Annotated in this window: 16 protein-coding genes; 10 read left to right on the forward strand and 6 right to left on the reverse strand. The window is 57.9% G+C overall.

The genetic code is table 11. The features are described from left to right. Positions 1 to 97: 97 nt before the first annotated feature. The 5 genes from AC2FJE_RS20170 (at position 98) to AC2FJE_RS20190 (ending at position 5,093) form a co-directional block, all read left to right on the forward strand. Positions 98 to 1,144, forward strand: coding sequence for a methyltransferase domain-containing protein (locus AC2FJE_RS20170; RefSeq protein WP_496754262.1), 1,047 nt, complete (start codon positions 98 to 100; stop codon positions 1,142 to 1,144). A 62-nt stretch (positions 1,145 to 1,206) separates the two neighbouring features. Beyond that, positions 1,207 to 2,310 (forward strand): ABC transporter ATP-binding protein, encoded by a 1,104-nt coding sequence (locus tag AC2FJE_RS20175; RefSeq protein WP_472723896.1) that lies wholly within the window; start codon positions 1,207 to 1,209, stop codon positions 2,308 to 2,310. Positions 2,311 to 2,430: 120 nt separating this feature from the next. Then, positions 2,431 to 3,213 (forward strand): 5'/3'-nucleotidase SurE, encoded by a 783-nt coding sequence (gene surE, locus AC2FJE_RS20180; protein ID WP_496754259.1) that lies wholly within the window; start codon positions 2,431 to 2,433, stop codon positions 3,211 to 3,213. Next, a complete protein-coding gene (locus tag AC2FJE_RS20185; RefSeq protein ID WP_058271826.1) occupies positions 3,210 to 3,860 on the forward strand; it encodes a protein-L-isoaspartate(D-aspartate) O-methyltransferase in 651 nt (216 codons plus the stop codon). The genes surE and AC2FJE_RS20185 overlap by 4 nt, the downstream gene beginning before the upstream one ends. Positions 3,861 to 3,923: 63 nt before the next feature. Continuing rightward, positions 3,924 to 5,093 (forward strand): LysM peptidoglycan-binding domain-containing M23 family metallopeptidase, encoded by a 1,170-nt coding sequence (locus tag AC2FJE_RS20190; RefSeq protein ID WP_109311749.1) that lies wholly within the window; start codon positions 3,924 to 3,926, stop codon positions 5,091 to 5,093. 61 nt (positions 5,094 to 5,154) lie between these two features. Here AC2FJE_RS20190 and AC2FJE_RS20195 read toward each other — a convergent pair whose 3' ends face one another. Together AC2FJE_RS20195 and AC2FJE_RS20200 are read right to left on the reverse strand one after the other, a co-directional pair. Further along, the gene (locus AC2FJE_RS20195; protein WP_108858442.1) at positions 5,155 to 5,826 is read right to left on the reverse strand and encodes a helix-turn-helix transcriptional regulator; all 672 of its coding nucleotides are present in this window, start codon (positions 5,824 to 5,826) and stop codon (positions 5,155 to 5,157) included. Positions 5,827 to 5,841: 15 nt separating this feature from the next. Beyond that, the gene (locus AC2FJE_RS20200) at positions 5,842 to 6,150 is read right to left on the reverse strand and encodes a hypothetical protein (protein ID WP_496761395.1); all 309 of its coding nucleotides are present in this window, start codon (positions 6,148 to 6,150) and stop codon (positions 5,842 to 5,844) included. Between the two features lie 217 nt (positions 6,151 to 6,367). Between AC2FJE_RS20200 and AC2FJE_RS20205 the strand changes: the two genes are divergently transcribed. The 4 genes from AC2FJE_RS20205 to AC2FJE_RS20220 all read left to right on the forward strand — a co-directional run bounded on the left by AC2FJE_RS20205 (position 6,368) and on the right by AC2FJE_RS20220 (position 8,879). Further along, on the forward strand, positions 6,368 to 6,583 hold the full coding sequence (locus AC2FJE_RS20205) for a twin-arginine translocase TatA/TatE family subunit (RefSeq protein ID WP_058271822.1): 216 nt from the start codon (positions 6,368 to 6,370) through the stop codon (positions 6,581 to 6,583). A gap of 6 nt (positions 6,584 to 6,589) precedes the next feature. After that, on the forward strand, positions 6,590 to 7,048 hold the full coding sequence (tatB, locus tag AC2FJE_RS20210; RefSeq protein WP_058271821.1) for a Sec-independent protein translocase protein TatB: 459 nt from the start codon (positions 6,590 to 6,592) through the stop codon (positions 7,046 to 7,048). Beyond that, positions 7,045 to 7,920, forward strand: a complete 876-nt coding sequence (gene tatC / locus AC2FJE_RS20215; RefSeq protein ID WP_282118280.1) for a twin-arginine translocase subunit TatC — start codon at positions 7,045 to 7,047, stop codon at positions 7,918 to 7,920. Before tatB ends, tatC begins: the two co-directional genes overlap by 4 nt. A 116-nt stretch (positions 7,921 to 8,036) precedes the next feature. Beyond that, complete coding sequence (locus AC2FJE_RS20220; protein WP_496754256.1) at positions 8,037 to 8,879, forward strand: ATP-binding protein; 843 nt, start codon at positions 8,037 to 8,039, stop codon at positions 8,877 to 8,879. Between the two features lie 59 nt (positions 8,880 to 8,938). Here the strand turns inward: AC2FJE_RS20220 and AC2FJE_RS20225 are convergent, their stop codons facing one another. From AC2FJE_RS20225 to AC2FJE_RS20240, 4 genes are all read right to left on the reverse strand, one after another. Next, positions 8,939 to 9,583: an SDR family NAD(P)-dependent oxidoreductase gene (locus AC2FJE_RS20225; RefSeq protein WP_282168181.1), complete on the reverse strand. Its 645-nt coding sequence runs from the start codon at positions 9,581 to 9,583 to the stop codon at positions 8,939 to 8,941. Positions 9,584 to 9,624: 41 nt separating this feature from the next. Next, positions 9,625 to 9,873 (reverse strand): hypothetical protein, encoded by a 249-nt coding sequence (locus AC2FJE_RS20230; protein ID WP_058271935.1) that lies wholly within the window; start codon positions 9,871 to 9,873, stop codon positions 9,625 to 9,627. A 268-nt stretch (positions 9,874 to 10,141) separates the two neighbouring features. After that, positions 10,142 to 11,665: an amidophosphoribosyltransferase gene (gene purF / locus AC2FJE_RS20235; protein WP_058271817.1), complete on the reverse strand. Its 1,524-nt coding sequence runs from the start codon at positions 11,663 to 11,665 to the stop codon at positions 10,142 to 10,144. A 36-nt stretch (positions 11,666 to 11,701) separates the two neighbouring features. After that, complete coding sequence (locus tag AC2FJE_RS20240) at positions 11,702 to 11,842, reverse strand: hypothetical protein (RefSeq protein WP_160116486.1); 141 nt, start codon at positions 11,840 to 11,842, stop codon at positions 11,702 to 11,704. Between the two features lie 717 nt (positions 11,843 to 12,559). Between AC2FJE_RS20240 and AC2FJE_RS20245 the strand changes: the two genes are divergently transcribed. Beyond that, positions 12,560 to 12,979 (forward strand): hypothetical protein, encoded by a 420-nt coding sequence (locus AC2FJE_RS20245; protein WP_496754253.1) that lies wholly within the window; start codon positions 12,560 to 12,562, stop codon positions 12,977 to 12,979. The last annotated feature ends 50 nt before the right edge of the window (positions 12,980 to 13,029 follow it).

Genomic DNA, 13,029 nt, shown 5'->3' on the forward strand with positions numbered 1-13,029 from the left:
CGCCCTCACGCTTTCGTCAGATTCTAAAGGCCCGGATTGCGCCAAGCCCCACGCTGCATTAGCTGCTATGCAGCCATCAGACAGAAGGATAACCGCGATGAAGCATGAGGCAGTGCAGAATTACTATGGCGAAGTCCTGCAGGGCAGCTCGGACTTACAGACAAACGCGTGTTGTACGCCTGATGACATGCCGGATCATGTCAAAAAGATCCTGTCGAAAATTCATGATGAAGTTCTGACGCGCTACTATGGCTGCGGTCTGATCGCTCCGCACGACCTTGAGGGGATGAGCATTCTGGATCTCGGCTGCGGTGCAGGACGTGATGTTTATGCCTTGTCTGCAATGGTAGGCGAAAAGGGGCGCGTTGTCGGTGTGGACATGACGCCGGAGCAACTGGACATCGCGCTCGCGCATCAGGACTATCACGCGCAGGCCTTTGGGCATTCTGCCAGCAATGTAGAATTTCACCATGGCTATATCGAAAAGCTGGATGAGCTTGATCTGGAACCCGGTTCTTTTGACATTATCGTCTCGAACTGCGTGATCAATCTGGCCACCGATAAAGAGGCTGTTTTGCGCGGTGCGCACCGGTTGTTGAAAGACGGGGGCGAGATGTATTTCTCGGACGTCTATTCAGACCGCCGCGTGCCCAAAGAGATGGCCGAGGATGAGGTTCTGTACGGCGAATGCTTGTCAGGCGCGTTGTACTGGAACGATTTTCTGTCGATGTCGCGCAAGGCTGGCTTTGGCGACCCGCGCCGGGTCACGCATCGTCCGCTGACTATTGAAAACGCGGTGCTCGAAGAGAGTGTTGCGCCTCTTAAATTCCTGTCCGCCACCTACCGTCTGTTCAAGCTGTCCGAGTTGGAGCCTGCGTGTGAGGATTACGGCCAGGCCGTGATCTACAAGGGCACCATCCCGAACGCCCCGCATCTGTTCGAACTGGATGATCACCACGCGATCGAGGCAGGTAAGGTCTTTCCTGTCTGCGGCAACACGTGGATGATGTTGAAAGACACCCGTTTTGCCCGGCATTTCAACTTCATTGGCGATTTCTCGACCCACTACGGGATTTTCGAAGGCTGCGGTGGTGAAAGCCCGTTTGAAGCCATGGGCGAGGCTCCATCCAGCGGCTGTTGCTGATCTCTTGCACCTGAGGGGCGGGGTTGTTATCCCCGCCTAAGCCCGATGGAATTGATCGGGAAATGCAACGGGGCCCATCGGTGACAGAAAACGCTACTCCTCCTCGGTTGGAAATCCGAAATCTGATCGCCCGGTATGAAGGGCGGGTTGTTGTGGATGACGTCTCGCTGATGGTGCGGGCGGGGCAGGTGACCTGTCTGTTGGGGCCTTCGGGCTGCGGCAAGTCGACAACCCTGCGCATGATCGCCGGGGTCGAGATGCAGGAATCCGGTGAAATCTATGTCGATGGCAAGTTGATCTGTGACACGGTGTTTCGTGTGCCGCCCGAGCGGCGCGAAATAGGGCTGATGTTTCAGGACTTTGCCCTGTTTCCGCATCTCAGCGTTGCCGACAATGTGGCCTTTGGCCTGAAGGGGCATAGGGACGAAAAACGCGCCCGCGTCGAAGCGCTGCTGCGCAAGGTTGACCTGATGCGTTTCGTCGACGACTACCCGCATCATCTGTCAGGTGGCGAGCAGCAACGTGTGGCACTGGCCCGCGCATTGGCCCCGCGTCCGCGGATCATGTTGATGGACGAGCCTTTCTCGGGCCTCGACAACCGGTTGCGGGACGGCATTCGGGATGAAACGCTTGCGATCCTCAAGGAAGAGGATGCCGCTGTTGTTCTTGTCACGCATGAGCCGGAAGAAGCGATGCGCATGGCGGATGAAATCGCCCTGATGCGGCGGGGAAAAGTCGTGCAACAAGGCGCGCCCTACAACGTCTTCACCCGCCCGGCGGACAAAGCAGCGGTGGCGTTTTTTAGTGATATCAATGTTTTGCAATCCAAAGTGAATGGCGCCTTGGCCGAAACGCCATTCGGGCAATTTCTGGCACCCGGTGTTCCGGATAATACAGATGTCGAAATCGTATTCCGCCCACAGCACGTGCGGCTGGACTTTGACCGTAACGGCAAGGGGCCGCTGCCGACACCGACTGACGGCGTTGCCGCGCGGGGCGTGGTCGAGCGGGCACGGTTTTTGGGCAACGAAAGCCTTGTTGAATTTCGGATGGACCATGACGGCTCGATCCTGAGGGCGACGGTGCCCAATGTCTTTGTTCCCAGTCCGGGACGGGTCATGTGGCTGACCATCCGCCGTGACAGGTGTTTCGTTTTCCCGGTTTAGGCTGGAAAGTCACAGTTTAGCGCCAAGTGGTGCGCGAAAGCATCAGATTGGACGCGCGCTTTGCTTGCCGCGACGCGGGGGCGGGTCTATCAAGGGCAAAACGCCGGGTGGATGGGGCTTATGCGTATACTTCTGACCAATGATGACGGGATCAATGCCCCGGGGCTGATCGCACTTGAGGCGATTGCCGCCGATTTGGCAGGCCCGGATGGTGAGGTTTGGGTCGTGGCACCTGCGTTCGAACAATCGGGTGTCGGCCACTGCATCAGCTATACCCACCCGATGATGGTCGCTAAGCTCGTCGAACGCCGCTATGCCGCCGAAGGCTCACCCGCTGACTGTGTGTTGGCCGGGCTGCACGACGTCATGAAGGACACGCCGCCGGATCTGGTTTTGTCCGGAGTGAACCGGGGCAACAATTCGGCCGAGAACACGCTGTATTCCGGCACGGTGGGTGGGGCGATGGAAGCCGCCCTGCAGGGTATTCCTGCGATTGCCTTGTCGCAGTATTTCGGACCGCGCAATCTGGGTCTGGATGATCCTTTTGAGGCTGCAACGCGTTACGGGGCCGACCTCGTGCGGCGAATTCTGAAAGCAACGCCTGAAGAGCAGGGCGATTACCGCCTGTTTTACAACGTGAATTTCCCACCTGTGCCGGCGGATGAGGTTCTGGGGACGCGCATCGCGCCGCAGGGTTTTCGCCGGGATACCAATTTCACGGTTGAACCGCACAGCTCGCCCTCGGGTCGGCGGTTCCTGTGGATCAAGGGCGGCTATCAGCACAACCCGACCGCACCCGGCACGGATGCGGCGGTAAATCTTGGGGGCTACATCTCGGTCACACCGATGCGTGCGGACCTGACGGCCCATGACGTTCTGGAACAACTGAAGTCGATCGAATGAGCGGACTTGATCCAGAAACAACCATGCAGTTCCTCTTTGCCCTGCGGTCGCGCGGGGTAACGGATGCGCGCGTTCTGGCTGCGATGGAACAGGTCGATCGGGGCCGTTTCGTCAAGGGTCTGTTCGCCGAGCGCGCTTATGAGGATACACCGCTGCCGATCGCCTGTGGCCAGACGATCAGCCAGCCTTCGGTTGTGGGGCTGATGACGCAGGCGCTGGATGTGCGCCCTCGTGACACGGTGCTGGAAGTTGGTACAGGCTCGGGCTATCAGGCGGCGGTTCTGTCCAAGCTGGCGCGCCGGGTCTATACGGTCGAACGTCATAAACGTCTGGTGCGCGAAACCGGCGAGCTGTTTCGAGAATTGGGAATGACCAATGTGACGGCGATGCTGTCTGACGGATCGTTCGGTTTGTCGGAACAAGCCCCGTTTGATCGTATCATTGTGACCGCCGCCGCTGAGGACCCGCCCGGGCCGCTCTTGGCGCAGCTCAAAATCGGCGGTATCATGGTTTTGCCGGTGGGACAGTCGGATGCGGTTCAGACCCTGATCCGGGTCAGACGCACTGAGACCGGCCTGGACTATGATGAATTGTTGCCCGTTCGGTTCGTGCCCCTGCTAGAAGGGCTTGGCAAAGACGGAGCGTAAAGAAATATTTCGCGATAAGCGCTGGAATCCCGGACAACAGGGGCAGGCGGTGAGGACAGTAAAATGAGAGCAGTTTCCAAATCAGCAGTCGCAGCAGGTGTTGCGTCCTTGGCGTTCCTCGCGGGATGCGAAGGCCCCATAGATTATGATCTGCGCGGCAATGTCGGTGGTTTTTCCACGGCCGATGCGGCGCAGGCGGCCACTGCCAACCGGCCGGCACCGGATGCGCGTGGCGTGATCACCTATCCCAATTATCAAGTGGCCGTTGCGCGCCGGGGCGACACGGTTGGCGATGTCGCCGCCCGGGTCGGATTACCGGCAGCGGAAGTCGCGCGTTTTAACGGATTGCAAGCTGCGGACCAACTGCGTGATGGCGAAGTGGTGGCCTTGCCCCGTACTGTCAGCGCGGCCAGTTCTGTCGATATCGCGACAATTGCAGGCACTGCGATTGACGCAGCTCCGGCGGATGGGTCGGTGCGCACATCGACGCTGGAACCGGCGCAACCAACCGCCGCGCCTGCTCCGGCCCCTGCGCCGGCGGGACCCGAACCCATTCGCCACAAGGTCAAGCGCGGCGAAACCGCGTATACGATCGCGCGCCTGTATAACGTGCCGGTAGATGCCTTGGCCGAGTGGAACGGGTTGGGGTCGGACTTTACCGTGCGTGAAGGACAGTTTCTGCTGATTCCTATCAAGAACCAGCCTGCGCCCCGTCAGGAGGCGGCCGCCGTGACAACAGTCCCTGCGACTACGATCACCCAACCTGGGCAGGGATCGCCGACACCGACGCCGCCCAGCGCGACGCAACCTTTGCCGGATGAAGTCATCAAGCCCGCCGAACCCGCACCTGACGTGACCGCCGAAGCGCCAACTACGCAAAGCAATTCTGCGCTTGGACTGCCTGTCACAGGTACGATCATCCGCACCTATAAAAAGGGCTCGAACGAAGGAATCGACATTGCGGCCTCGCCGGGTAGCCCGGTTAACGCTGCCGCTGCGGGCACCGTCGCCGCAATCACGGCAGACGCGGATCAAGTGCCGATCATTGTGGTAAAGCACAACAGCGACCTGCTGACCGTCTACGCGAATGTCGAGAACATCACTGTGAAAAAGGGTGCTCGCGTCAAGCGCGGCCAAAAGATCGCCTCCTTGCGCGGTGGCGACAATGCCTACGTCCATTTCGAGGTGCGTAAAGGGTTCGAATCTGTCGATCCGGAACCCTATCTGCGGTGAGGGTTATGGCCCCGAGCGGGATGTGCCTTCTGCCAGAGTATTCGAGAGAAGACGAGACCTGTCAGGCGTGCGGGTCATAATCGCTAAGGCTCTTGCCGGGCTCGTCTGCGAAGACCTCGGGCAGGGGCAAGATTGTTTCGATCAGGTCTATGCGAAAAACACGGAACCCCTGACGCAACTCGCACCATGCCGTCAGGGTCCAGACGCGCCCCCAGTATTCCATGTGCAGCGGGCGTATGACCCGATCAGTCAGAACGCCGTCGATCCGACGGTAAGACAGACGGAGTTTCTGGCGGGATTTGATGGCGGCGCGGATCGGGGCCATATGCGCCAGCCCACGCGCCGCATCGGCAAAGGGATAGACTGCAAATTTCCAACTGTCAGCCTCGGCCACTACCTGCGTGGGCAACACGGCATCGATCTTGTCGGCCAGCGACGTGGCTGCGGCCTTGAGGTCGGGGTCTGCGGCTTCCGCCACGATGGCCATACCAAGGTTCAACGCCTCAAGCTCGGCAGGGGTCAGGTTCAGCGGGGGCAGGGTGATCTGCTCGCGCACCATGTAGCCTACGCCGCGCTCGCCTTCGACCGGGACGCCCGAGGCAACCAGCGTATCCATGTCGCGATAGATCGTACGGACCGACACCTCAAGCCGGTCCGCGATGTCCTGCGCACGGTGCAGTTTACCGTCGCGCAGGATCTGGATGATATCGAACAGCCGGTCAGAGCGGCGCATGGGATGTCCTGTGTGTCATGACGCTCCGATGGTCCAATGGATTGCATCGTGGCGCATAGTGACCGTGTCCGGCGCGATTGCGGCCATGACCGCGGGGGCGAAGTCCTGTTTGGGAAAGGCAGCGGCGGCGGATTGAGCGCAATCCATGTCTGCCCAGATGACGGTGTCGGTCCAAAGCCCATCATCCCCTGCGCTGAGGCGCCGAAAGACAAAGCCATCTGCGTTCCGAACAAAGGATTCGGTGCCTTTCATGATGTTCACGAAATCCTCTTCTGTTACATCGGCTGCGAGTTTGAAGGTTACGGTTTCTGCGATTTGTGTCACGTCATGCTCCTGTTTTGATGGGACAGGGCCGTTCTACGCGCTCTCAACTGACATAAACCTGTCAGTTGAGAATTGCGAGTCCTCAACAATCGCGTGATCCGTTCGTTTTTGGGCACAGAACCGGGCCGACACGCTTTTGCGATGGACCGCACGGGCGTAAACACAGTGCCAGATCACATTCCCGGCGCGCTTGCGCCGACTTCAAAGGAGAAGAGACATGCTTAACAATATCGGACTTCCCGGTCTTCTGCTGATTGCCGTTGTGGTGCTGGTGCTGTTTGGCCGCGGCAAAATCAGCTCGCTTATGGGCGAAGTGGGCAAAGGCATCACCTCGTTCAAGAAGGGCGTTAAAGAAGGTGCGGACGAGCTGGAGCAGGACGCGTCCGAGGTGGCCAAAGACGTCACGCCCGAGACAGACAAAGACAAGGTCTAAGCGCAGATGTTTGATCTGGGCTGGACCGAGCTTCTGGTCATCGGCGTTGTTGCCCTGATCGTTGTGGGGCCAAAGGATCTGCCGGTGTTGTTCCGCAATGTCGGCCGCTGGGTTGGCAAGGCCCGTGGCATGGCGCGCGAGTTCAGCAGCGCCATGAACGAGGCAGCGGATCAGGCGGGCGTGAACGAGATCAAGAAGGGTCTGAATGCGGCCACCAATCCTGTGAACACCGCCATGGACGGTGTCAAAGAAGCCGCGCAGGAAATGGCCAAGAGCATGGACCCGACCAAGTTCGACCCCGACAGCGAGACAGGCAAGCTGGCTGCTGAACGTGCCGAGCAGGCCAAGAAGATTCAGGCCTCGACCGCGCGTGCCGCTGCCGAGCGTAAGGCCAAAGAAGCTGCGGATGCGCTAGCCAAGGCTGAAGAGGCCGAAGCCGCGCTGAATACTGAAAGCAAGACATGAGCAATACCGACGAGATCGAAGACAGCTCGGCCCCATTGATCGAGCATCTGGCAGAACTGCGCACGCGGTTGATTCACTGCGTCGTGGCGTTCCTGATCGGGATGATAATCTGTTTCACGGTCGCTACGCCGCTGTTTAACTTCCTGACGAATCCCTTGTGTCAGGTACTTGCTGATCGCGGACAGGATTGTGGACTGATCTTCATCTCACCGCAGGAAGGTTTCTTCGTCGCCATCAAGGTCTCGCTGCTGGGCGGCTTCATACTGGCGTTCCCCTATATCGGGATGCAGATGTGGCGGTTCGTGGCACCAGGCCTTTACCGGACAGAAAAGAATGCGTTCCTGCCGTTCATGCTGGCGTCGCCGTTCATGTTCCTGCTGGGGGCAAGCTTTGCATTTTACGTAGTCACGCCACTAGCTTACGACTTTTTCCTGGGCTTCCAGCAGTTTGGAGCTGAAGGCGAGGCAGTGGTTGACGGCACCGCCACAGCGCCGCTGAGCGTGGTCTTCCAGGGCTCGGCACAGGAATACCTGAACCTGACGATCAAATTCATCGTGGCTTTTGGGCTGTGTTTCCAGCTGCCGGTTCTATTGACCCTGATGGGCAAAGCCGGGTTGGTAACTGCCGAAGGTCTGGGGGGCGTGCGCAAATACGCTGTGGTTGCCATTCTGGTTCTGGCCGCGCTTGTGACACCGCCTGACGTGATCACGCAGGTCATCCTGTTCGTGGTCGTCTATGGGCTGTACGAGGTTTCGATCTTCCTGGTCGCACGTGTTGAGAAGAAGCGCGAGGAACAACTGCGCGCTGACGGCTACTACGACGACGAGGAAGAAGCCGACGAAGAGATCATTCAGGAAGAAGAAGGCAAGTAATCCTGATGATCGGTAACAATCAGGCGCGTCCGTCAGGGCGCGCCTTTTTTGTACGCGGCTCTTGTTGCGCCCGGCGGAACATGGTTTGAAACCAGCAAAACTGACCGGAGGCGCCCATGAACGACCAAGCCCTGAACCGTATCGCTGACGCCTTGGAACGCATGGCACCGGCCCCATTGGCCGCGCCCGACTTCGAAGCTGCCCCAGCTTTTGTCTGGCAAGTTGAGCCGGACCGGCTGGAGCCGGTCAAACAGGTCAACCGTGTCGATCTGGACCTGTTAGTGGGCATTAATCGTTCACGTGATACGCTGCTGGACAACACGCGCCGCTTTGCGGCCGGATACAAGGCCAACAACGCGCTGTTGTGGGGTGCACGGGGCATGGGTAAATCCAGCCTCGTCAAAGCCGTCCACGGTACGTTGCAGGAGGATTTTCCGGACCTCAAACTGGTCGAACTTCAGCGTGAAGACATGGGCTCGGTCGCGCGTCTTCTCAACCATCTGCGCGCAGCCCCACACCGGTTCATCCTATTCTGTGATGATCTGTCGTTCAGCCACGATGACCAGCACTACAAATCACTCAAGGCGGTGCTGGACGGAGGCATCGAGGGCCGTCCTGAAAACGTTGTTTTCTACGCGACGTCGAACCGCCGTCACCTGATGCCGCGGGACATGATCGAAAACGAACGCTCCAGCGCAATCAACCCGTCAGAGGCGGTCGAGGAAAAAGTCTCGCTCTCTGACCGGTTCGGCCTGTGGCTGGGTTTCCACCCCTGCGATCAGGATGAATACCTTGCGATGATTGACCGGTATTGCGCGGCTCATGGTGTATCCGTAGACGCCGATATCCTGCGCGCCGAGGCCATCGAATGGCAAGCCACTCGGGGCGGACGCTCGGGTCGCGTGGCATGGCAGTTCTTTGTAGATCTGGCTGGGCGCAACGGCGTACATATCGCGTAGACGGCCCGCTACATCTGGTCAAAAAATCCCCACCGGAGGCATGGCTTAAAGGGCTATTCCTACAATAGCGTCAGAATTCGGGCCGCCTCATCCGCAGGGCTAGTCAACACATCGCGGTCTTCGCCGGGATGGAACCGGGCGCGCACAGCCGTGGGCATTGGCGCGGGTTCCACGATCGACACGCGCGGACCCGTGCGTTCTGTCTCCACCGCCCAACTGCGGGCAAGCGCCAATTGCGCGGCCTTAGTTGCTCCATAGATGCCATAGAACTTCTCACCCGCTTTGGGATCGTCAAAAAACACCGCATGGCCGCTGTCGCCCAACAGGGGCGCGATATACGGGATCAGAACCGACGTGGCTGTTGCGTTGATGTTGACCGCCTTCGTCCATTCCTTGGGGTCCACGAAATGCACAGGCGTCAGGGCCGAGGTGTGGACTGCAGTGTGCATCCACAGATCAACTTTGCCCCATCGGTCATGGATTCCCCGGCACAGGGTCGCCATGGCGTTCGGGTCCGCGATGTCCATCGGCGCAAGCGTGGCCGCGCCACCTTTGGATTTGATACGGTCATCCAGCTCTTCCAACCCACCAGTGGTGCGGGCGACGGCGACGATGTGATACTCGGGTGCCAGAGCTTCGGCCAGGGCAGCACCCAATCCGCGCGAAGCCCCGGTGATGAGGGCAATTTTAGTCTGATCGGTCATAAGGGCGGTTTGAACCCATGCGCGCAGGGCGTCAAGACAGATTAACTTCCGGGGATGACGATCCGCTTGGTCTGGCCGCTTTGTCGCAGCATGACGCCTTCGTCATCAATGGCAATCACAGTGCCCGACGACACCCGGCTGCCGGGCTTGACCTCTTTGACCCGGCCTGACGACAGGCGCACCAACGCACGCATGTCAGCTTTTGGACCAAAGACGCCCAGCACAGAGACTGAGTTCTTCTTTAGCGCGCCCGTCTGTGTGGCCGCGTTTTTGACGTTGGCGTTTGACATAATTTTCGGCCTGGCCACGTTGGCCTGACCCCTTGTTTTATAAGTGGTTCGGCAAATGCGCTATCAAACGAAGGACAGGAACTAAAGAGGCGGGGATTGCGCGATAGCGCGGCTGAATAGCTGCGTCGCCGAAGTTCCTGCAATTGCGGTTTCTTCATCGAAAAGTTGTGCGCGAAAACCAACCGATCAGGCGCAGCCAATACGTGAAAAGGCCCGCATAGCAATTGCGAAACGGGCCATCACTGCAATCTGATTCGGGGGCGTATTCTTAGCCGGACGCCAGTTTGGCCGCATTCCAGGACCCGCCGGGCACCTGCATGTCCTGCTTTTTCTTGCTGACCCGGCTGCTGTTTTCGAGGCTGTCCAGATAGTCTTCGCTGACGCTGCCGGTAATGTAATTCCCGTCAAAGCACGAGCAATCGAAGGATTCGATATCCGGGTTACCTTCCTTGGCGGACCAAATCAGGTCATCGAGATCCTGATAGAACAGGGCGTCTGCGCCCAGCTCCTGACGGATATCCTCAATGTTCTTACCGTTTGCGATCAACTCATGCTTTGTGGGCATGTCGATACCATAAACGTTGGGGAACTTTACCGGTGGCGAGGCGCTGGCGATGAACACCTTCTTGGCCCCGGCTTCGCGGCACATCTGAACGATTTTTTTGATCGTGTTGCCGCGCACGATGGAGTCGTCGATCAGCAATACGTTGTGCCCTTTGAACTCCAACGGAACGGCGTTCAGCTTGCGGCGCACGGATTTCTGCCGCTCTTCCTGACCGGGCATGATGAATGTGCGGCCTACATAGCGGTTCTTGACCAGACCCTCACGGTAAGGAATGCCCGTGGCTTTCGCGACCTCAAGCGCCACTGGGCGTGCGCTATCGGGTACCGGGATGATGCGGTCGATCTCTAGCCCTGCAGCCTCAATCTGGCGCGCCAGCGTCTGACCCATACGCATCTGGGTTTTGTAGACCGAAACACCATCCAACAACGAATCCGGACGGGCCAGGTAGACGTACTCAAAGATACAAGGGGTCAGCTGACCATCGACTGCCTGGAACGTGTGCATGTTGCCGTCGAGGTCAATCAGGATGGCCTCACCCGGTTTCACATCGCGCAGCTTTTCAAACCCGTTGATACCGAAGGCGACATCCTCGGACGCAAAGGCATAGTCGTCGCCGTCCCCATCCACATCGCGCTTGGCAACCGACAGGGGGCGAATGCCGTAGGGATCGCGGAACGCCAGCATACCAACGCCGGCCACCAGACAGATCACTGAATAAGCACCCTGAACGCGTTCCATTGTCATCTTTACACCGGCAAAGATATTGCGGATGGGTTCGGCATTGCCGTTGACCTTGATTGCGTCGGCCACTTTGTCCGCCAGAACATTCAGCAGAATCTCTGAATCCGAAGTGGTGCGCAGATGGCGGCTGTATTTGGCTGTGACTTTCTCGCGCTGCTCGGCGGTGTTGGTGATATTGCCGTTATGGACTAGATAGATGCCATAGGGCGCGTTGACGAAAAACGGCTGCGCCTCAGCCGCGCTGAGCGATCCGGCCGTAGGATAGCGCACATGTCCCATACCGACCTGTCCCAGCAGGGTCTCGGCGTCACTGGCGTTAAAGACGTCCTTGACCAGCCCGTTGGCTTTCTTCTCACGGAAGAACTCACCAGTATAGGTCACGATCCCCGAGGCATCCTGACCCCGGTGCTGCAACATCAGCAGCCCGTCATAGATTTCCGCAAAGACATCATGTGTCCTGCTTGCGATCCCTAAAATGCCACACATATACGGGCTCCAATTTCCATGACGTGTTTATGTTGATTAGGTGTGCGGGTCGGGCCGTCTGGACAGCGGTATCTGTACGCATTGTCGCCCGGCCGATTGGCGGCGCAAACACGCCAGCGTCGCAAGGGCAAGCGCGTAAGAAAACAGATACAGCAAGATCGGCAGCTCCGATTCCATGTCAGTTCGCCACTCACATAATGCCTAAGCGCGCCTGTGTCATCAAAGGATCACATTCGCGATTTGACGCATGCGGATTTTGTCAAAAACAACATGAAAAGGTGACAGGGACCGCAGGCATGTGGTGTCATGGTCGACATAGTGAGTTTTCGGCAATGATAAAGGTTCGATCGGATACCCGCCATGTGGCAGCACAAACAAGGAAACAAAAAAGAAGAACCGGTAAAGCGCCGGTGTCACCGATGCAGGGGTATGGGGCGGGCACCTTGCCAGATCTGTAACGGATCGGGTGAAGTCATCAAAAGTCGCGACATTCACGGAAAGCCGATTTTTAATCGCTGCGACGGTTGTTTCGGTTTGAAGACGATCAGATGCACGGTTTGTGCAGGCGAAGGGTTCGTCTGAGCCCGAAGATCTACTAAGCAAAAAAAACGGGTGTAGCTGCGAACCAGTGCCCTTTTTTGTCGAAAAGAGATCTCGAAAACTTTTCAGCTAATTGTTTTTGTACTGGGCTCTGACAAGCGGATATCCGGTGACTCTGGTCGGGCGCCCGGAATGGGACCGGATTAGACGTGATTTCCTTCCGCAGTGCGCCATCAGCGTCAGTTTTTGGGGTTTTGGTGTCATTATGATACAATCCTAGCGTTGAGACTCTCTGGTAGCTCAACGGGAAAAGTAGTCATTACAATCTCGGATTTGTCGAAAAGGATGTGTTTCATGTCTTACGGACTTTGTAATTTTCAACTCAAAAGTGTGCGTTCATTTCTGAGCGTGGCAGTCATTGCTGCAGGCTTTGGAGCCATGACGACGACAACAGCGTTTGCGCAAGTTTTCATGACTCAGGAAGAGCTTCTTGCCACAATACCTGGCGGCCAGTTGTCTGGCGTCTCTAACAATGACGGAAAGACGCCGTGGATTCAGGCATACAGCAAGGCAACAAGCAAGAAGAACGGCAAACTCAACGGGCTTTGGGACGGTAAGGACAAATACACGGGGGACTGGTTCGTCAAAGACGATCAGTGGTGTGAGAAAGGGAGTTGGGGGCAAAAGTGCTGGAGCGTCGAACGCATCGGCGCAAATGAGTTTCGGATCTACGAAAACGGACAACCGAAAAAGAACACTTGGAAGCTCAAGTAGAAGTGCGCTTTTAGGAGGATTTTGATCGGGATGTGTGGGTTTTTTGAAGA

This window comes from Ruegeria sp. CDSC002 (genome assembly GCF_059610905.1).

What these genes read in the sequence shown, in the direction of transcription:
- AC2FJE_RS20170 (WP_496754262.1), top strand. Translation starts at nt 98, where the DNA reads ATGAAGCATGAGGCAGTGCAGAATTACTATGGCGAAGTCCTGCAGGGC.
- AC2FJE_RS20175 (WP_472723896.1), top strand. Translation starts at nt 1,207, where the DNA reads ATGCAACGGGGCCCATCGGTGACAGAAAACGCTACTCCTCCTCGGTTG.
- surE (WP_496754259.1), top strand. Translation starts at nt 2,431, where the DNA reads ATGCGTATACTTCTGACCAATGATGACGGGATCAATGCCCCGGGGCTG.
- AC2FJE_RS20185 (WP_058271826.1), top strand. Translation starts at nt 3,210, where the DNA reads ATGAGCGGACTTGATCCAGAAACAACCATGCAGTTCCTCTTTGCCCTG.
- AC2FJE_RS20190 (WP_109311749.1), top strand. Translation starts at nt 3,924, where the DNA reads ATGAGAGCAGTTTCCAAATCAGCAGTCGCAGCAGGTGTTGCGTCCTTG.
- AC2FJE_RS20195 (WP_108858442.1), bottom strand. Translation starts at nt 5,826, where the DNA reads ATGCGCCGCTCTGACCGGCTGTTCGATATCATCCAGATCCTGCGCGAC.
- AC2FJE_RS20205 (WP_058271822.1), top strand. Translation starts at nt 6,368, where the DNA reads ATGCTTAACAATATCGGACTTCCCGGTCTTCTGCTGATTGCCGTTGTG.
- tatB (WP_058271821.1), top strand. Translation starts at nt 6,590, where the DNA reads ATGTTTGATCTGGGCTGGACCGAGCTTCTGGTCATCGGCGTTGTTGCC.
- tatC (WP_282118280.1), top strand. Translation starts at nt 7,045, where the DNA reads ATGAGCAATACCGACGAGATCGAAGACAGCTCGGCCCCATTGATCGAG.
- AC2FJE_RS20220 (WP_496754256.1), top strand. Translation starts at nt 8,037, where the DNA reads ATGAACGACCAAGCCCTGAACCGTATCGCTGACGCCTTGGAACGCATG.
- AC2FJE_RS20225 (WP_282168181.1), bottom strand. Translation starts at nt 9,583, where the DNA reads ATGACCGATCAGACTAAAATTGCCCTCATCACCGGGGCTTCGCGCGGA.
- AC2FJE_RS20230 (WP_058271935.1), bottom strand. Translation starts at nt 9,873, where the DNA reads ATGTCAAACGCCAACGTCAAAAACGCGGCCACACAGACGGGCGCGCTA.
- purF (WP_058271817.1), bottom strand. Translation starts at nt 11,665, where the DNA reads ATGTGTGGCATTTTAGGGATCGCAAGCAGGACACATGATGTCTTTGCG.
- AC2FJE_RS20240 (WP_160116486.1), bottom strand. Translation starts at nt 11,842, where the DNA reads ATGGAATCGGAGCTGCCGATCTTGCTGTATCTGTTTTCTTACGCGCTT.
- AC2FJE_RS20245 (WP_496754253.1), top strand. Translation starts at nt 12,560, where the DNA reads ATGTCTTACGGACTTTGTAATTTTCAACTCAAAAGTGTGCGTTCATTT.